Genomic DNA, 17419 nt, shown 5'->3' on the forward strand with positions numbered 1-17419 from the left:
CCACCGCCTTCCGCCGTCCCGGGGTCCGTAGCCCCGGAACATCCGTTCTGGCGGAAGATGCGGCAAGTATGGCACGGGGGCGCGAGGGGTGGACGCCAAGGGGCGAAAATTTCCGCAAGGGACTGGAATTGCTGGAGGGGCTTTGCGGATCCGTCCAACAGTTCCGGCCGGGTGCTGACCCCAGTCTCCCCGTGCGGGGGAGATGTCGGCGCCCGCCGACAGAGGGGGTATGCGGCCACGGATCCGGCGGGCGCGGGAATCGCAGCGGCCTACCCCCCTCTGTCACCTTCGGTGACGGGGCGAGCCACGGGTCTCGCCCGTCCTGCGGACCCCTCCACAAGGGGGGAGAATGGCATCGTGCGCGCACCCGCCACCCACGCCGAAATCCCGCGCATGGCTTTGGCCATCGACCGTCCCGGCAGGCAGCATGAGCCTTCGCGCGGCGTCGCGCTCAGGCCTTCGATCGCTGACATCGATTTCTGGCCTGCGGACACCGCTCCGAAGCCCCCGCAAGGGGGGAATGGCATCGGGCGCGTGGCGTCGGGCGGTCAGCGGACGGGGTCAGCGCCGATGCCTGCGACCGAAGTCGCGCAACGCCTCGATGAGTTCGCGCAGGTTGAGGAACAGCGGCAGGCGGGTGACGGGGGCGACCGGCTCGAGCGAAATGCCGACCATCGACATGTGCCCGTGTTCGTCGGTCTGGCGGACGATGAGCACCATGCGGCCGATCCTGACCCGGTCCGCATAATCCGGCCTGCCGCCCAGGCGCTGCTCCATCAGCTCGGCAATGGTCAGGTCCTTGTCGGCATCGCTGATCAGGCCCGGGCCGTAGGCGACGTCAAGCTCCTCGGCCTTGCGCGAGGGCAGGATGGTGAAGGTGCCGAAGAACTCGTTGTCATTCTCGGTCAGCACCGCCTTGGAGGCGAACAGACGGTCGAGCAGGCGCGAAAAACCGGGCGCGATGAAGAGATAGACATGGTCGTTTTCCCGCAGGCGCCCCGCATACTGATAGCGCATCGACCTGTCGTCGCGGATGACCAGCGACGGCCGCGCCCAGCGGGGAATGCGCTCGCCGCGCAGCACCGGACTGTCGGCCACCACGCGATAGACCAGCAGTTCGTGGTTGGCGGCGCCCGGCAGGTCGAGTTCGACCTTGTCGATGGCGCCGATCTGCGGCGGCACGATCAGGCCCAGCCAGCGCGCCATCGGCTTGACGGTCCAGCCCTGGATGGCGAGCGAGACCATCACCACGATGAAGGTGGCGTTGAAAAACAGCTGGCCATTGTCGAGATTTCCCAGGATCGGCAGGATCGCCAAGAGGATCGAGACCGCGCCACGCAGACCGACCCAGGAGATGAACGCCGTTTCCCGCTGGCTGTAGTCGAACGGCAGCAGGCAGAGCCAGACGGCAAAGGGGCGGGCGACGAAGACCAGCAGGAACGCCAGCGCGACCGCCGGAACGGCGATCTGCGGGAACTGCGAGGGGGTGGCGAGCAGGCCGAGGACGAGAAACATCACGATCTGCGCCAGCCAGGTCATGCCCTCCTGGAAGCGGATGATGGAGGCCTTGGCCTGGATCCTGCGATTGCCCGCATAGATGCCGGCCACATAGACGGCGAGGAAGCCGCTGCCGCCGATGGCGGAGGTGAAGGCAAAGACCATGAGCGCCAGGGTCAGCACGAAGATCGGAGCCAGGCCGCGCTCGACCTTCATGCGGCGGATCACCTGAACGATGAGCACGCCGCCGAGAAGGCCGAGGATCAGGCCAAGTCCGATCTGGCGGGCGAACTGGATGAGAAGATCAAGGCCGACGGAGTCGAGGCTTTCGCCCGCTGCCATGATGTTGACCAGCGCCAGGGTGAGGAAGATCGCCATCGGGTCGTTGGTCCCGGACTCGACTTCCAGCGTCGAGCGGACCCTGTCGCGGATGTTGATGCCGCCAATGCGCAGCAGGAAGAAGACCGCGGCCGCATCCGTCGACGCGACGATCGAGCCGAGCAGAAATCCCTCCAGCCATGAAAAGCCCAGCAGGTAGCGCGCGGCGAGCCCGAATCCCATCGCCGTGATCAGCACGCCGATGGTGGCGAGCGTCAGCGCCGGGGCTGCCGCCTGGCGGAAGGACTGCAGCGATGTGCCAAATCCAGAATCGAACAGGATGATGGCCAGCGCGATCGAGCCGACCATGTAGGCGGCGGAATTGTTGGAAAAATCGATGCCGAGGCCGTCGACGCCCGCCAGCAGGCCGATGAGGAGGAACAGCAGCAGCAGCGGCGCGCCAAATCGCCGGGCCAGCAGGCTGGAGAATGCGGCAATCAGTATGAGCGAGGTCGAGGCCAGCACGACTATATAAAATGCATCCAACCGCTGTCCCTTTGAAAAATCGTCAGTCGATGAATGGCCGGAGCCGGGATGCCTGAATCGACCCGGCGGCGCATTGCGCCGCCCTGTCCGGAATCAAACGAGGTGTTGGGTCGGGCACTATCGCGCGGAAACCCCTATATGCCCAATGTGGCGGCAATGAAGGCGGGCGGCAAGGGCCAAGCCCTGCAAATGCCTCCGATTGCTGGTCTTTCGCGTTTCGGCATGGCGCAACCGGCGGTGATCCGGCCTCGGCAGCAAAAGGCCGGCCCGCGATGATCGCAGGCCGGCCCTGTCGGCGTCCGGAGGTGTTTCGGCGTCCGGAAGGCTGAAGCCCATCGCGTGAATTCAGATTCACGTGATGGGCTTCAGCTCTTTGATTTTGCATGTCGTGGTCCCGAAACCGCTGCACAGTTTCGGGCGACATGCATTAGATCAGCTTTGCCATCGCCAGGGCCGTGTCGGCCATGCGGTTGGAGAAGCCCCATTCGTTGTCGTACCAGGCCATGACCCGGACCAGCGTGCCTTCCATGACCTTGGTCTGGTCCATGTGGAAGGTGGCGGAGTTCGGGTTGTGGTTGAAGTCGATGGAGACATTCGGGTCGTTGGTGTAACCGAGAATTCCGTGCAACGGCCCGCTGTCCGCCGCAGCCTTGATGGCGGCGTTGACCTCCTCGACCGTGGTCTCGCGCCTGGGCACGAATTTCAGGTCGATGACGGAAACATTCGGCGTCGGCACGCGAATCGAGACGCCGTCGAGGCGGCCCTTGAGCTCGGGCAGCACCAGGCCGACGGCCTTGGCGGCGCCCGTCGAGGTCGGAATCATCGACAGGGCGGCGGCGCGGGCGCGGTAGAGATCCTTGTGCATGGTGTCCAGCGTCGGCTGGTCGCCGGTGTAGGAGTGGATCGTGGTCATGAAGCCCTTGTCGATGCCGATGGCATCGTTGAGGACCTTGGCCACGGGCGCCAGGCAGTTGGTGGTGCACGATGCGTTGGAAACGACGAGGTGCTCGGCGCTCAGCTTGTCATGGTTGACACCATAGACGACCGTGAGATCGGCGCCGTCGGCGGGCGCCGAGACGAGCACGCGCTTGGCGCCGGCCTTCAGATGCAGGGCGGCCTTGTCGCGGGCGGTGAAGATGCCGGTGCACTCCATGACGATGTCGATGCCGAGATCGCCCCAGGGCAGGTTGGCCGGGTCGCGTTCGGCAAACACCTTGAAGCTGTCGTCACCGACGCGGATGACATCGCCCTCGACCTTGACGTCGAGCGGGAAACGACCGTGAACCGAGTCATAGCGCATCAGATGCGCGTTGGTTTCCACCGGGCCGAGGTCATTGATGGCGACGATATCGATGTCGGTGCGGCCCGACTCGAAAATCGCCCGTACGACATTGCGTCCAATACGGCCAAACCCGTTGATGGCAATCCTGGTCTTCATATCGAAAATCCTTCAGCGTCAGGAATGGCCTGTCTTGATGATCAGGCCTGGTCGTTGATACGTGCCTCGACGGCCGCGACGGTCGCCTCGGCGGTGATACCGAAATGCTTGTAGAGCTCCTTGTAGGGGCCGGAGGCGCCGAAGGTGTTCATGCCGATGAAGATGCCGTCGGAGCCGATGAAGCGGTCCCAGCCCTGGCGGATGCCGGCCTCGATGGCGACCTTGATCCGCGACGTGCCGATGATGGCTGCCTTGTACTGCTCGGTCTGGTCCTCGAACAGCTCGAAGCTCGGAACCGAGACGACGCGGGTCGAGTGGCCGTTGGTCTCGAGCTGGGCGCGGGCGGCCAGTGCGATCTCGATTTCGGAGCCGGTGGCGAAGATGGTCACATCCGCGTCGCTGGCCGAGACGAGATCGTAGGCGCCATAGGCGCAGAGGTTCTCCTCGGTGAACTCGGTGCGCACGGTGGGCAGGTTCTGCCGGGTGAGCGCCAGGCCGCTTGGCCGGGTTTCCGACATCAGCGCCAGATGCCAGCACTCGGCCACTTCGACGGCGTCGGCGGGACGGTACATGACAAGGTTCGGGATCGCCCTGAGTGCCGCCATGTGTTCGACCGGCTGGTGGGTCGGGCCATCCTCGCCCAGACCGATGGAATCGTGGGTGAGCACGTGGATGACGCGAATGCCCATCAGCGCGGCCAGCCGGATCGACGGGCGGCAGTAATCCGAGAAGATCAGGAAGCCGCCCGAATAGGGGATCAGACCTCCATGCAGGGCGATGCCGTTCATCATCGCCGCCATGCCGTGTTCGCGGATGCCGTAGTGGATGTAGCGGCCCGAGAAATCGGTGGGCGTGATCGCCTTGGTCTGGCTGGTGCGGGTGTTGTTCGAACCCGTCAGGTCGGCCGAGCCGCCGAGCGTTTCGGGAACGACGCCGTTGATCACTTCCAGCGCCATCTCCGAGGACTTGCGGGTGGCGACCGCCGGCTTGTCTTCGGACAGCTTGCGCTTGTAGGCGATGATGGCGGGTTCCAGCGCGCCGGGCAGTTCGCCGCTCATGCGGCGATCGAGCGCCACGCGCCTGTCGGAATCGGCTGCGGCCAGCCGGTCTTCCCAGGCCTTGCGGTCCTTGACCGACCGCAGGCCGGCCAGACGCCAGGCGTCGAGGATGTCGGAAGGAACCACGAAGGGCTCGGAGGTCCAGCCGAGCGCCTTGCGGGTGGCGGCGATCTCCTCGGCACCGAGCGGCGAGCCGTGGGCGTCCTTGCTGCCGGCCTTCTTCGGCGCGCCGAAGCCGATGGTGGTCTTGCAGGCGATCATCGTCGGCTTGTCGGATTTCTGCGCCGCTTCGATGGCCGAAGCGATCGCCTCGGGATCATGGCCGTCGATCTCGATCGTGTTCCAGCCCGAGGCGCGGAAGCGCATCGGCTGGTCGGTGGAATCGGCCATCGATACCGGTCCATCGATGGAAATGCCGTTGTTGTCCCAGAACAGGATCAGCTTGTTGAGCTTGAGGTGGCCGGCCAGCGAAATCGCTTCCTGGCTGATACCTTCCATCAGGCAGCCGTCGCCGGCGAGCACATAGGTGTAATGGTCGACCAGGTCGGCGCCGAATTCTGTGGCGAGATGCCGTTCGGCCATCGCCATGCCGACGGCGTTGCCGATGCCCTGGCCGAGCGGGCCGGTGGTGGTCTCGATGCCGGCGGCGTGGCCGTATTCCGGGTGGCCGGCGGTTGGCGCTCCCAACTGGCGGAAGTTCTTGATGTCATCGATCGAGATGTCGTCGTAGCCGAGCAGATAGAGCAGCGAGTAGATCAGCATCGAGCCGTGGCCGGCCGAGAGCACGAACCGGTCGCGGTCCGCCCAGCCGGGCTTCTTCGGGTCGAAGGACAGGAAACGGGAGAACAGCACCGTCACCACATCGGCGGCGCCCATGGGCAGCCCGGGATGGCCGGATTTCGCTTTCTCGACGGCATCCATGGACAGGAACCGGATCGCATTTGCCATCCGGTCGTGTTTTTCGCGTGCGTTCATGACGGTTAGGCCTTCTTGCGTTCGGGTCTGACATGGCCCGTTTCCGGGCCGGTTGAAGGGCGGCGAACTCATAGCAGTTGCGCCGCCGGTGTCAACAAACAGGCGTTTGACCCCGGCGATTTGCCTCGCTGTCCGGTCCGGATGCAGAAGCCTGGGGAGGGAGCTCCGGCTTTGTTGACGGCCCGTTGCGCTGATGGATAAACTCACCGCAGCAAGCCTCGGGGATTGCAGCGATTCGGCCGATCCCCTGCTGTCCGGGATACCCATGACGAACACTGAAAGAACAGTGAAATCAACACTCGAGGCGCTGCATCAGGCGCTGAAGAAGCTTGACCACGCGGTGGATCGGAAAGTCGAGACCGGCCGCAATGCCGAAGCCGCGGAGGCCGAACTGGGGCGGATGATCGAAGATCGGTCCCGACTCGCCCAGGAACTCGATCGGTCCGAGGACCGGGCAAACCGGCTCGAGGAAGCCAATCGCGAGGTGTCGCGCCGGCTGGTGACGGCGATGGAGACCATTCGTGCCGTGCTCGACCGCTGACACGCGACGGTCGTGATGCCATGGTGCCTGGCGCGAGAGGGACGAGGCGGATGGATCCGATGACATCCTCGATGCTGCATCCGGCCGGGGCGGCTCCGTGCGGGTGCTGGCCGGGCGCTTCACTCCTATATGCATTCATATCCACACGCGCATGACAGGGACTGCTCCATGGCTCAGGTAACGGTTTCCATTGACGGCAAGGCCTATCGAATGGCCTGCGAGGAGGGGCAGGAAGATCATCTGACCGAACTCGCCGGCAAGCTCGACCGCTATGTCGGACATCTCAAGGGGCAGTTCGGCGAGATCGGCGATCTCAGGCTGACGGTGATGGCCGGCATCATGATCATGGACGAACTGCACGAGATCCAGAGCCGGACCCGCGGCCTCGAGGCGGAACTCGAGACACTGAAGAAGACGCGCGACAACGCGCTGACGAAGATCGAGAGGACCGACAGTGACCTGTCGGAGGCGCTGATGCAGGTCACCAGCCAGATCGAGGCCATCGCCGGAAAGCTCAACGGCCAGCCGACGTGAATTTCCATCGAGCCGGGCACTGGCGCTTTGGCCGCCGGGAGCCTATATCCGGAGTGCGGTCTGCGCCTCACGACAGGATACACAATCCCCGGGGCCTTACTCGATCCTAAGGGAGCTGTCCCTGACTCGACCCGTGGGTTTGGTCACACGGCGCCCACCTACGTTGTAGGCACCCGGGATCGACCTTTCCATCGGTTGTCGTGGATCGCACTCATTTCCCCCTGATCAGCACCCCGACCGCCTGGCGATGATGGCCGCGTCGATGACGGTGGGTGCGGCGAACTTGTCGCGCGCCGCCATGAGATGGACGAGCACCATGGCGGCGCTGCAGCCGAGCAGGCGGGCGATGTCGGGCACCGAATTGCCTTCGGTGACCAGCATCAGGCATCGCCGTTCGACCGACGTCATCTCAGGTTCTGGTAGGGTCATGGGTCCTCGCTTGATCGGCCGGATTGCCAGCGGCATTGGTGGGGTTAACGAGAGCTGCCGAATTGAGTTGCACGTGGAGTTGGTTGCGTTCCACCATGGTGAACAAAGCCTGCAGGAGAGTGGGCGCCGGGATCAATCCGGCACACACCGCCGGCCGGCCGGCGGGCGATCATTGACAGCGGAGCGCTTGGGTCCTATCGGCTGAGCAACAGGCAGGGACGGACGCCACTTGGAAACCAAGGCAGATATCCGCAAGGCGATGCTGGCGCGGCGCAATGCGATTGCGGTCGAGGACCGCATCGAGATGAGCCTGGCGATGGCGGACGCCGGCGAAGCGCTCGACTTTGTCCCCGGCACGGTGATCTCCGGCTACATGCCGATCCGTTCGGAGCCCGATCTCAGGCCGCTGATGGCGCGGCTGCGCGAGCGCGGCGCGCGGCTGTGCCTGCCGGTGGTGCTCGACGCCGAGACGATCGCATTCCGCGATTTCGTGCGCGAGGCGGCGCAGGTGGACACCGGGTTCGGAACCACGGGGCCGGGAGAGGGCGCCGAGGTGCTTGACCCCGACATCGTGCTGCTGCCGCTGTCGGCGTTCGACGGGGCGGGAAACCGGCTCGGATACGGTGCCGGCCATTACGACCGGGCGATCGCGCGCCTGCTGGCACGGGGCCGCAAGCCGGTGCTGATCGGCACCGCTTTCTCCCTGCAGCAGGTTGAGCATCTGCCGGCGGAGGCCCATGATGTGCCGCTCGATTTCATTCTCACCGAAGGCGGCCTCAAGCCGTTCGCAAAGCCCCGATAGGATACTCCATGCGCCTGCTGTTCCTCGGAGACATGTGCGGCCGGACCGGCCGTACGGCGGTCTTCAACCGCCTGCCCGGGCTGATCCGCGACCTGAAGCTCGATTTCGTCATCGTCAACGGCGAGAACGCGGCGGGCGGCTTCGGCATCACCGAGGACATCCTCACGGAAACGCTGGATGCCGGCGCCGACGTGGTGACGACCGGCAACCATGTCTGGGACCAGCGCGAGGCGATCGCCTTCGCCGACCGGCAGGACCGGTTCCTCAGGCCCGCCAACTATCCGGCCGGCACGCCGGGCCGCGGCTCCAATCTCTACATCGCCCGCAACGGCGCGCGGGTGCTGGTCGCCAACATCATGGGGCGCGTGTTCATGCATCCCGATCTCGACGACCCGTTCGGCGCCGGCGAATCCATTCTCGCCGCCTGTCCGCTCGGCGAGCAGGCGGACGCCATCGTGTTCGATTTTCACGCCGAAGCCACGAGCGAGAAGATCTGCTTCGGCCATTTCGTCGACGGACGGGCAAGTCTCGTCGTCGGCACCCACACCCATGTACCCACCGCCGACTGCCAGATCCTCAACGGCGGTACCGCCTACATGTCGGATGCCGGCATGTGCGGCGATTATGATTCCTCGCTCGGCATGGAGAAGGAGGAGCCGATCAACCGCTTCATCTCGCGCATGCCGAAGGGGCGGTTCGAGGCCGCGTCCGGGCCGGCGACGATCTGCGGCGTGGGCGTCGAGATCTCCGACCGAACCGGACTGGCGGAAAAGATCGCGCCGCTCCGGATCGGGCCGCGGCTGTCGGAGACGGTGCCGGAATTCTGGCGCTGAGCGCCCTCGGGCGATTGCTGCTCAGAGTTCCTGCTGGGTGCCCCTGACCGCCGGCCGCCTGGCGTCGGGGTCGGGCGGCAGCATGCCGCGCTCCTTGAGCCAGGGATGGATGGTGACGGCGCGCGACAGCGCGGCCACCGCACTCTCCGTCCGCCCGATGCGCATGAGGACGTGGTACATGCCCGACCAGGCGGCGAAATGGTCGGGATCAAGGTCCACGGCCGTCTCCAGATCCGACAGCGATCCGTCAATGTCGTCGCGCAGGAAGCGGACGAAGGCGCGCTGGCTCCAACCCTCCGCATAGGCCGGCGCCTCGCGCACGGCGATGTCGAAGGCGGCTTCGGCTGCCTCAAAATCATAGCTTTCCCGGCGCTCCATGCCGCGGTCGATGGCCTCGCGCACCCGGGCCGTCGGCGCCTGGTCGAGCCACCAGTGCCAGATGGCGTTCTCGGCCATCCGACCCTCGGTCTCGGTTGCGGCGGATTTCAGCGCGGCAAACAGCCGCGTCCGTTCGCCCGGGGTGTCGGCGAGCAGGGACGAAGGCTGCCCGACGACCACGGCGAGGGCGATCGCGGCGGCGATGAAGCGGCGGCGGCGCATGGTCATATTCCCTTCAGCACCATGATCGTCGGCCGCCGGGGCAGGGAGCGCGCGGAGACGGTGACGGCCTCGTCGTTGACGTAGTCGGTGGCGAAGCTGTCGCCCATCATGGTGATGAAGCCGGAGATGGCCGCGCCGCGACGGTGCATCGGCAAGAGGATGGAAGACTGCAGCCGTCGGGCGATGGCGGTCATGGCGCCGTGGCTCAGCGTCAGGCCGCCATCGACCGGAACCATGACGATGTCGAGCCGGCCGATCTTCGCATAATGCCGGTCCTCGAGCGGGTGGTGCAGATGGCCGAGATGGCCGATGCACAGGTCCGCCACCTCGAAGATGAAGATCGAGTTGCCGTCCGGCTCCATGCCGCCGAAATTGCGGATGTCGGTGGTGACGTTGCGGACATAGACATCCTCGACCACCAGATGATGCTCGGCCGGCATGCCGTCGTCGCGCCAGCCGGGGAGCACGTGCCCGATGCGCGGATCTGGCGAGCGGGTGAAATGCGAGCCGTGCGCCTTGTTCATGGTGACGACGCGCGGGACCTCCACCGGGCCGGCATAGCCGTTGTAGTCGGTGGCGATGGTGACGCCCGCAGGCGTGGTGATGACATAGGTGGCGTGGGCGGCGAAGCGGATCTCGACCTCGCCCGGATTGCCGCCCGCCACCGGCAGTGCATCCGGCGCGAGATTGACATAGGTGGCCTGAGGCAGCGCCTCGGCCACAGCCATGCACTGGCTGAAGGGACGGGCCGCGTCCTCAGCCAGGGCGGGGACCGACAGGGCGGCAAGCAGAACGGCGACGAGGGCAAGGATTGGCATCAGCTCACTCCATGGTCGTTGTTCCGTCCAATCTAACGGCCGATGGCCGCAGGTAAAGTGCCGCCGGCCGATCCGGGGGCCGCGGCGGATCACACTTGCGTCATCTCCCGCCAGCGCCGTGCGAGCGCCGCGTAGCCGTCGTCGGGCTGCCTGTCATAGACGAGCTCGTCCTCCCCGAAAGCGATGAAGCGCTGCCTGGATCGGGTCCAGATGTGGCCGGCGGGAACCAGCCAGGAGGTGTCGTTGAGCGTGCCGGCCTTGATGTTGATCTCCGGGCTCGCCGTCGAGCCGTGCCAGATGCGCACGCCGCAGTCCGGGCAGAACCAGCCCTGGCGGCGGGCGCCGCTTTCGGACAGCCGTTCGACAAGCCTGAGTTCGCCCTCGATCTCCATGTCGGGGCGGCGGAAGCGCAGGCTTTCGCCATAGGCGGACGAGGTCTGGCGCTGGCATTCCGTGCAATGGCAGAGATAGAAGACCAGCGGCGCGCCGCGCATGCGGTAGCGCACTCGGCCGCACTGGCAAGCGCCGGTGATGGGCAGCGGCGGGACGGCGGTCCTGAACATGGTTGCGTTCCTTCTGGACGAAACAGGGCAACATCCTTATAAGGCGGCCATTCCAAAACCAAAACCGTTCAGGGGTGCCATGGCCGGCCATTCACAATTCAAGAACATCATGCACCGCAAGGGGCGCCAGGACGCCGTGCGCTCGAAGATGTTTTCCAAGCTTTCGCGCGAGATCACCGTCGCCGCCAAGATGGGGACGCCCGACCCGGCGATGAACCCGCGGCTGAGGCTGGCGATCCAGAACGCCAAGGCGGTCTCGCTGCCCAAGGACAACATCCAGCGCGCCATCAACAAGGCGTCGGGCGGCGACAGCGAGAACTACGAGGAAGTGCGCTACGAGGGCTACGGCCCCGGCGGCGTCGCCGTCATCGTCGAGGCGCTGACCGACAACCGCAACCGCACGGCTTCGAATGTGCGCGCCGCCTTCACCAAGTCCGGCGGCGCATTGGGCGAGACCGGGTCGGTGGGCTTCATGTTCGCCCGCGTCGGCGAGATCGTCTATCCGGCCGACGCCGGCTCGGCCGACGCGGTGATGGAAGCGGCCATCATGGCCGGCGCCGAGGATGTGACCAGCGACGAGAGCGGCCACACCATCCTTTGCGCCTTCGAGGACATCGGCGATGTCTCCAAGGGCCTCGAGGAGGCGCTCGGCGAGGCGACATCGGTGAAGGCGATCTGGAAGCCGGCGACCACCGCGCCGGTGGACGAGGACAAGGCGCTGTCGGTGCTCAGGCTGATCTCGACGCTCGACGACGATGACGACGTGCAGAATGTCTACGCCAATTTCGAGGTCTCCGACGAGGTGATGGCCAAGCTTTCGGCCTGATCCGGGCGGTCGCGACGATCAAAGGCGCTCCGCCTGGCGGGGCGCCTTTTGCGTGCGCCAGGCGGAGCTGCCAGCGGCTTTGTTTTTGGTTTGTTCACATTTGCGGTGGCAAGCTCGACCCGACAAAGCTAGGGTTTTTACATGGCAGACATGATTCGCATCATCGGCATCGATCCAGGGCTGCGCGCCACCGGCTGGGGCATCGTCGACTCGCTCGGCAACAATCTGCGCTTCATCGCCTCGGGCACCATCAAGTCGGACGCGACGCTGGATCTCGCCTCGCGATTGAACCAGCTCTATGACGGGCTGGAAGAGGTGGTGCACTCCTACCAGCCGTTCGAGGCGGCGGTGGAGAACACCTTCGTCAACAAGGACGCCACCGCGACGCTGAAGCTCGGCCAGGCCCGCGGCATCGCCATGGTGGTGCCGGCGAGGGCCGGGCTGAAGGTGGCGGAGTATGCGCCCAACGCGGTCAAGAAGACGGTGATCGGCGTCGGCCACGGCGACAAGAAGCAGATCCACATGATGGTCAGGGTGCTGATGCCGAAGGCGACCTTCGACAGCGAGCACGCAGCCGACGCGCTGGCGATTGCCATCTGCCATTCGCATCACCGCACCTCAATGGTCTACAGGATCGCGGCGGAGTGAATGTTCTTGACTTGTTCTGCTGTTCAGACTAGGTAATACCGCAGAGGTATTACCTATGCGGGTTACGGAAAAGGGCCAGGTTACGATCCCGAAGCGGATCCGCGACAAGCTGGGCATCAAGATCGGCAGCGAGGTCGAGTTCGTGGAATCCGCCGATGGCGGTGTCGATCTCGTGCTCGCCAGTCGCGCCGACGAGAAGGATCTGGCTGCCCGCCGCTTCGCGCGCTGGATCGACAAGATCGCCGGCACAGGCGACAGCGGCCTGTCGGCCGAGGACGTGATGGCCGCCACCAGGGATCGCGATGTCCGCGACCCTGGTTGATTCCAACATCCTGATCGACCTGCTGGACGCAAATTCGCCCTGGCGGGACTGGTCGCGCACCCATCTGATCGCGGCCGGTTCGACGGGCGACGTGGTGTTCAACATCGTCATAGCCTCCGAGGTGTCCTACAGCTTTCTGAGCGAGCAAGGTTTCCGGTCGTTCTTCGAGCGAACGCCTCTGAGCTTCGAGGATATTCCGCTGGAATGCGCGATCAAGGCGGGGTGGGCGCATCGCGCTTACCGGGCTCGGGGCGGAGCGCGTGAGAAGGTGCTGCCGGATTTCCTGATCGGGGCCCATGCGCTTGTCCGCGGCCATGCGATCCTCACCCGTGATCCGGCTGGCTACCGGACCTATTTTCCCGATGTCGAGATCATCGCGCCCGATACGCATCCATGACGCGTTGCGAAGCCAGCACAATGTTCTTGACTTGTTCTGTACGGTCAGAATAAGTTGGAATCATTCAAACTGCGGAGCCGGTCATGCGCGTCTCGGACAAAGGCCAGATCACCATTCCGAAGACCCTGCGCGAACTGGCTGGAATTCACCCCAACAGCGAGGTCTCGGTGCAGTTCGAGGGCGGGAGGCTGTTCATCGAGGCCGTCGACCGGCAGGAGTCGCTTGCCAACCGGGAGCGTCTGGAGCGGTTCATGGTGGCGTTGAAGAAGCTCGAGGGCACCGGTGATCCGGAGATCCGCGCCGAGGACGTCATGCGCGAAACCCGGGACCGGTGAGATGGCGGTGCTGGTCGACACCAATGTGCTCATCGACGTGGCGGCGCTCGATCCGTCCTGGCATCCCTGGTCGCGGGAGCAACTGGCGCTCAACCATGGCAACGGGCTGGTCATCAATCCGGTGATCTTCGCCGAGTTCAGCTATCGCTACGACAGTCTCGACGAAGCCGAGGCGGCGCTTGACGCCACACAGGTCCAGCGCGAGCACCTGCCCTGGGAGGCGGCATTCGCGGCGGGGCAGGCGTTTCGGGTCTACCGCAGCCTCGGCGGCGCGCGCGACAAGGTGATGCCGGATTTCCTGATCGGCGCGCATGCCGCGGTGCGCGGCTATGCCATTCTCACCCGCGACCCGGGCGGGTATCGGCGCTACTTCCCGGGCGTCGCCGTCATCGCGCCCGACACCCATCCATGACCCACTCACCCACGAGGCAGACGCCATGATCGGCAAGCTCAAAGGCACCATCGAGGAAATCGACGAGGATCATGCGCTCATCGACGTGCACGGCGTGTGCTACATCGTGTTCTGCTCGACGCGGACGCTGGGCCGGCTCGGCTCGCCCGGCGAGGCGGCGGTGCTCCACATCGAGACCTATGTGCGGGAGGACCAGCTCAAGCTGTTCGGCTTCTCCTCGCATCTCGAGCGCGAATGGTTCCGGCTGCTGCAGGGTGTGATGGGAGTCGGCGCCAAGGTGGCGCTGGCCGTGCTGTCGACGCTGAGCCCGTCGGAAATCGCCAACGCCATCGCGCTGCGCGACATCGCCATGGTCAGCCGGGCGCCGGGCGTCGGCAAGAAGGTGGCCGAGCGCATCGTCACGGAACTCAAGAACAAGGCGCCGGCCTTTGCCGGCGAGGCGGCAGGCACGATCGGTCTCAAGCAGGAGCTCGGCGAGGGCGTGGCGCCGGCGCCGGTGACAGACGCGGTCTCGGCGCTGACCAATCTCGGCTATTCCCGCGACCAGGCCGCCAACGCGGTGGCAGCGGCGCTGAAGACGGCTGGCGAGGGGGCGGATTCAGCCAGGCTGATCCGGTTCGGGTTGAAGGAATTGTCGCGGTAAGGCATTCCTTGCGCAATGAGAAATTCCTTACTTGAGCCTGAGATCACAGCTTCCCGTCCGGCCCGGCCAGTGTTCTGAAAGCGAGTTCGTTGCGGCAGATTGGAATTCCTACTATTCTGTTTGGTAGGAAAAAAAAGATCGGTAAGAAAATGGGCTCGTTTACCACCATGTCATCAAAGGGGCAGTTGACGATCCCCAAGGATGTGCGCGACGAACTGAATCTGAAAGCCGGTACGCGGTTCTACGTGACTGTCCGCGATGGCGAAGTTGTCGCACTGCCCAAGAACCTCTCGGTCCAGGATCTTGCCGGCTTTCTGGGCAAGCCGCCCCGCGGGCTCGGGGCGACGCTTGAGGATTTCGATGAGGCCATAGAAGCGGCGGTTGCCGAGGACGATGAGCGCATACGCCGGGAATGGCCAGAGGGCGAGGGCGGTCAAGAGTGATTGCCGTCGATACCAATGTCCTGCTGCGCTATTTCGTACATGACGATCACGCGCAGTTCGAGAGTGCCAAGCGGTTCTTCAACGAGCGCACCAGCACGGAGCCGGCGTATATCAGCCTCGTCGTCCTTGCCGAATTTGCATGGGTGCTCAGGCGACGTTACCGATATTCATCGGCTCAGGTCCTGGGTTTGCTGCAAGCCCTGCTCGATACGGCAGAGCTTTCGTTTGAACTGGAAGATGTCCTCGCTCCCTATTTTTCCGGAATGAAGGAGCTGAAGGGCGATGTGGCGGACCATCTTGTCGCCTTGAGCTCGATGAGAGCAGCTTGCAGCCACTCAGTCACTTTTGACAGGGCCGCCTCCAAGGCGGTCCACGGCATGGAGCTTCTGGCATGACGCCGTTGCGCTCCGCCACCAATGATGGGAATAGCCTGGCATGAGCGATTCTGACCGACTGATCGACGCGGAGAAGCGCGGCGAGGACGTGGACACGACGCTGCGGCCGCAGTCGCTCGACGAGTTCACCGGCCAGGCCGAGGCGCGGGCCAACCTCAAGGTATTCATCGAGGCGGCGAAAAACCGAGGCGAGGCGCTCGACCATGTGCTCTTCGTCGGCCCGCCAGGGCTCGGCAAGACGACGCTGGCGCAGATCATGGCCAAGGAGCTGGGCGTCAATTTCCGCTCCACCTCCGGGCCGGTGATCGCCAAGGCCGGCGATCTGGCCGCCCTTCTGACCAATCTCGAGGACCGCGACGTGCTGTTCATCGACGAGATCCATCGGCTGAGCCCCGCGGTGGAGGAGATCCTCTATCCGGCGATGGAGGATTTCCAGCTCGACCTGATCATCGGCGAGGGGCCGGCGGCACGCTCGGTGAAGATCGACCTGTCGCGCTTCACGCTGGTGGCGGCGACGACGCGGCTCGGGCTGCTCACCAACCCGCTGCGCGACCGCTTCGGCATTCCGGTCCGGCTGCAGTTCTATTCGGTGGAGGAGCTGGAACTGATCGTGCGCCGCGGCGCCCGCATCATGGGACTCGGCATGACCGACGAGGGGGCGGTCGAGATCGCGCGTCGCTCGCGCGGCACGCCGCGCATCGCCGGCCGGTTATTGAGGCGCGTGCGTGACTTCGCCGAGGTGGCGCGCGCGGAAGCCGTGACCAAGATCATCGCCGACGAGGCGCTGACGCGATTGTCAGTGGATTCGATCGGCCTCGACCAGCTCGACCGGCGCTACCTCACCATGATCGCCGGCAATTTCGGCGGCGGGCCGGTGGGAATCGAGACCATCGCAGCCGGCCTGTCCGAGCCGCGCGACGCCATCGAGGACATCATCGAGCCCTATCTGATCCAGCAGGGATTTTTGCAGCGCACGCCGCGCGGCCGGGTGCTGACGGCGCGCGCCTGGGGCCATATGGGGCTTGCCATGCCGAAAGATCTCGCCGCGATGCAGGCGAGCCTGTTCGAGGACGATTGATTGATCACGCGACGTGGTCTTCTCAAGCTGCTCGGAGCTGGCTTTCTCACGCTGGTGGCGACCGCAGCCTATCCATTCTCCGAGGTTCTTGGAAAGCCACGCGTTACGAAATACGCTCTAACCCCTCGCCGCTGGCCGGCGGACCTCAAACTGCGCGCGGCTGTGATCGCCGACATTCATGCCTGTGATCCTTGGATGACGGTTTCGCGGATCGAGGCCATCTGCCGCCAGGCGATGGAACTGGATCCCGATATCATTCTGCTCTTGGGAGACTACGTCTCGGGCACGAAGATTGTCACGGGAAACGTGGATTCTTCGGAATGGTCGGCGGCGCTTGGCGCTTTGCATGCGCCTCTTGGTGTTCACGCCATACTCGGCAATCACGATTATTGGCACGACCGGACCTATCAGCGAGACCAGAGTGTGGCTCCATTCGTCGTGGACGCCTTGCAGCTCGTCGGAATTGCGACCTATGTGAACGAGGCCGTGCGCATCGAGAAGGGTGTTCATGGATTTTGGCTTGCCGGGCTCGGTGATCAACTGGCGTTGTTGCCGGGCGCAGCCTATGGCCGCCACAGCATGCGGGGCATTGATGATCTTGATGCAACGCTCGCCGGTATTCCCGATGGCGAAGCTGTTGTTCTGATGGCCCACGAACCGGATATATTCGCCTCTGTCGATGATCGGGTGAGCCTGACCTTGAGCGGACATACGCATGGCGGTCAGTTCAACCTGTTCGGATGGCGTCCGATTTCGGCATCCAGAGGCTCTGCGAGATTTCCGGCCGGTCACTTCGACGTCGACGGTCGCGAGCTCATTGTTTCCCGCGGGCTTGGATGCTCCGTTCTGCCGCTGCGCGTCGGCTCCCATCCTGAAATCCTCCTGATCGAATTGGGCTGAGCCATGCCCCCACGCATCGGCGTCCGCGTCAAGCCGGCGAAGGACTCCGTCTTCCAGATGCGGATAGC

Annotated in this window: 22 protein-coding genes and 1 other RNA gene; 16 read left to right on the forward strand and 7 right to left on the reverse strand. The window is 64.8% G+C overall.

Features of this window, described 5'->3' with window-relative positions; all coding sequences use genetic code 11:
* Window positions 1–561 precede the first annotated feature (561 nt).
* The 3 genes from DFR52_RS23265 to tkt form a co-directional block, all read right to left on the reverse strand.
* Window positions 562–2361 (reverse strand): potassium/proton antiporter, encoded by a 1800-nt coding sequence (locus DFR52_RS23265; protein WP_110034484.1) that lies wholly within the window; start codon window positions 2359–2361, stop codon window positions 562–564.
* A gap of 427 nt (window positions 2362–2788) precedes the next feature.
* A complete protein-coding gene (gene gap, locus DFR52_RS23270) occupies window positions 2789–3799 on the reverse strand; it encodes a type I glyceraldehyde-3-phosphate dehydrogenase (protein WP_110034485.1) in 1011 nt (336 codons plus the stop codon).
* A 41-nt stretch (window positions 3800–3840) separates the two neighbouring features.
* Window positions 3841–5832, reverse strand: a complete 1992-nt coding sequence (gene tkt, locus DFR52_RS23275) for a transketolase (protein ID WP_110034486.1) — start codon at window positions 5830–5832, stop codon at window positions 3841–3843.
* 265 nt (window positions 5833–6097) lie between these two features.
* On the opposite strand from tkt, the gene DFR52_RS23280 reads away from it, so the two are divergent.
* From DFR52_RS23280 to ssrS, 3 genes are all read left to right on the forward strand, one after another.
* Window positions 6098–6373, forward strand: a complete 276-nt coding sequence (locus DFR52_RS23280; protein WP_110034487.1) for a DUF4164 domain-containing protein — start codon at window positions 6098–6100, stop codon at window positions 6371–6373.
* 168 nt (window positions 6374–6541) lie between these two features.
* Entirely contained in the window at window positions 6542–6907 is a 366-nt protein-coding gene (locus DFR52_RS23285; protein WP_110034488.1) for a cell division protein ZapA, read from the forward strand.
* A 54-nt stretch (window positions 6908–6961) separates the two neighbouring features.
* Window positions 6962–7118, forward strand: a non-coding RNA gene (ssrS, locus tag DFR52_RS23290) — 6S RNA.
* Between the two features lie 14 nt (window positions 7119–7132).
* On the opposite strand, the gene DFR52_RS23295 is transcribed toward ssrS, so the two are convergent.
* The gene (locus DFR52_RS23295) at window positions 7133–7336 is read right to left on the reverse strand and encodes a helix-turn-helix transcriptional regulator (protein WP_158285031.1); all 204 of its coding nucleotides are present in this window, start codon (window positions 7334–7336) and stop codon (window positions 7133–7135) included.
* A gap of 229 nt (window positions 7337–7565) precedes the next feature.
* Here DFR52_RS23295 and DFR52_RS23300 point away from each other — a divergent pair, with 229 nt between their 5' ends.
* Both DFR52_RS23300 and DFR52_RS23305 read left to right on the forward strand, forming a co-directional pair.
* Window positions 7566–8138: a 5-formyltetrahydrofolate cyclo-ligase gene (locus DFR52_RS23300; protein ID WP_280954205.1), complete on the forward strand. Its 573-nt coding sequence runs from the start codon at window positions 7566–7568 to the stop codon at window positions 8136–8138.
* 8 nt (window positions 8139–8146) lie between these two features.
* On the forward strand, window positions 8147–8971 hold the full coding sequence (locus DFR52_RS23305; RefSeq protein ID WP_110034490.1) for a TIGR00282 family metallophosphoesterase: 825 nt from the start codon (window positions 8147–8149) through the stop codon (window positions 8969–8971).
* A gap of 21 nt (window positions 8972–8992) precedes the next feature.
* On the opposite strand, the gene DFR52_RS23310 is transcribed toward DFR52_RS23305, so the two are convergent.
* The 3 genes from DFR52_RS23310 to DFR52_RS23320 form a co-directional block, all read right to left on the reverse strand.
* The gene (locus tag DFR52_RS23310) at window positions 8993–9577 is read right to left on the reverse strand and encodes a tetratricopeptide repeat protein (RefSeq protein ID WP_146215660.1); all 585 of its coding nucleotides are present in this window, start codon (window positions 9575–9577) and stop codon (window positions 8993–8995) included.
* A complete protein-coding gene (locus DFR52_RS23315) occupies window positions 9574–10389 on the reverse strand; it encodes an MBL fold metallo-hydrolase (protein WP_110034492.1) in 816 nt (271 codons plus the stop codon). The genes DFR52_RS23310 and DFR52_RS23315 overlap by 4 nt, the downstream gene beginning before the upstream one ends.
* Before the next feature lie 89 nt (window positions 10390–10478).
* Window positions 10479–10952 (reverse strand): GFA family protein, encoded by a 474-nt coding sequence (locus DFR52_RS23320; RefSeq protein ID WP_110034493.1) that lies wholly within the window; start codon window positions 10950–10952, stop codon window positions 10479–10481.
* Window positions 10953–11031: 79 nt separating this feature from the next.
* Between DFR52_RS23320 and DFR52_RS23325 the strand changes: the two genes are divergently transcribed.
* From DFR52_RS23325 to DFR52_RS23375, 11 genes are all read left to right on the forward strand, one after another.
* Window positions 11032–11778 carry a YebC/PmpR family DNA-binding transcriptional regulator gene (locus DFR52_RS23325; protein ID WP_110034494.1) on the forward strand — a complete coding sequence of 249 codons (747 nt, stop codon included), beginning with the start codon at window positions 11032–11034 and terminating at the stop codon, window positions 11776–11778.
* A 141-nt stretch (window positions 11779–11919) separates the two neighbouring features.
* Window positions 11920–12426, forward strand: coding sequence for a crossover junction endodeoxyribonuclease RuvC (ruvC, locus tag DFR52_RS23330; protein WP_110034495.1), 507 nt, complete (start codon window positions 11920–11922; stop codon window positions 12424–12426).
* Window positions 12427–12481: 55 nt separating this feature from the next.
* On the forward strand, window positions 12482–12748 hold the full coding sequence (locus tag DFR52_RS23335) for an AbrB/MazE/SpoVT family DNA-binding domain-containing protein (RefSeq protein WP_110034496.1): 267 nt from the start codon (window positions 12482–12484) through the stop codon (window positions 12746–12748).
* A complete protein-coding gene (locus tag DFR52_RS23340) occupies window positions 12729–13145 on the forward strand; it encodes a type II toxin-antitoxin system VapC family toxin (RefSeq protein ID WP_110034497.1) in 417 nt (138 codons plus the stop codon). The genes DFR52_RS23335 and DFR52_RS23340 overlap by 20 nt, the downstream gene beginning before the upstream one ends.
* 83 nt (window positions 13146–13228) lie before the next feature.
* Window positions 13229–13480, forward strand: a complete 252-nt coding sequence (locus tag DFR52_RS23345) for an AbrB/MazE/SpoVT family DNA-binding domain-containing protein (RefSeq protein WP_110034498.1) — start codon at window positions 13229–13231, stop codon at window positions 13478–13480.
* Between the two features lies 1 nt (window position 13481).
* A complete protein-coding gene (locus DFR52_RS23350; RefSeq protein ID WP_110034499.1) occupies window positions 13482–13892 on the forward strand; it encodes a type II toxin-antitoxin system VapC family toxin in 411 nt (136 codons plus the stop codon).
* Window positions 13893–13917: 25 nt separating this feature from the next.
* Complete coding sequence (gene ruvA / locus DFR52_RS23355) at window positions 13918–14535, forward strand: Holliday junction branch migration protein RuvA (RefSeq protein WP_110034500.1); 618 nt, start codon at window positions 13918–13920, stop codon at window positions 14533–14535.
* A gap of 149 nt (window positions 14536–14684) precedes the next feature.
* On the forward strand, window positions 14685–14978 hold the full coding sequence (locus tag DFR52_RS23360) for an AbrB/MazE/SpoVT family DNA-binding domain-containing protein (protein ID WP_110034501.1): 294 nt from the start codon (window positions 14685–14687) through the stop codon (window positions 14976–14978).
* Window positions 14975–15373 carry a type II toxin-antitoxin system VapC family toxin gene (locus DFR52_RS23365; protein WP_158285032.1) on the forward strand — a complete coding sequence of 133 codons (399 nt, stop codon included), beginning with the start codon at window positions 14975–14977 and terminating at the stop codon, window positions 15371–15373. The genes DFR52_RS23360 and DFR52_RS23365 overlap by 4 nt, the downstream gene beginning before the upstream one ends.
* Before the next feature lie 40 nt (window positions 15374–15413).
* Window positions 15414–16451, forward strand: a complete 1038-nt coding sequence (gene ruvB / locus DFR52_RS23370; RefSeq protein WP_110034503.1) for a Holliday junction branch migration DNA helicase RuvB — start codon at window positions 15414–15416, stop codon at window positions 16449–16451.
* A complete protein-coding gene (locus DFR52_RS23375) occupies window positions 16452–17351 on the forward strand; it encodes a metallophosphoesterase (protein ID WP_110034504.1) in 900 nt (299 codons plus the stop codon).
* The last annotated feature ends 68 nt before the right edge of the window (window positions 17352–17419 follow it).

The sequence above is a fragment of the Hoeflea marina genome, assembly GCF_003182275.1.
Taxonomy (GTDB): domain Bacteria; phylum Pseudomonadota; class Alphaproteobacteria; order Rhizobiales; family Rhizobiaceae; genus Hoeflea; species Hoeflea marina.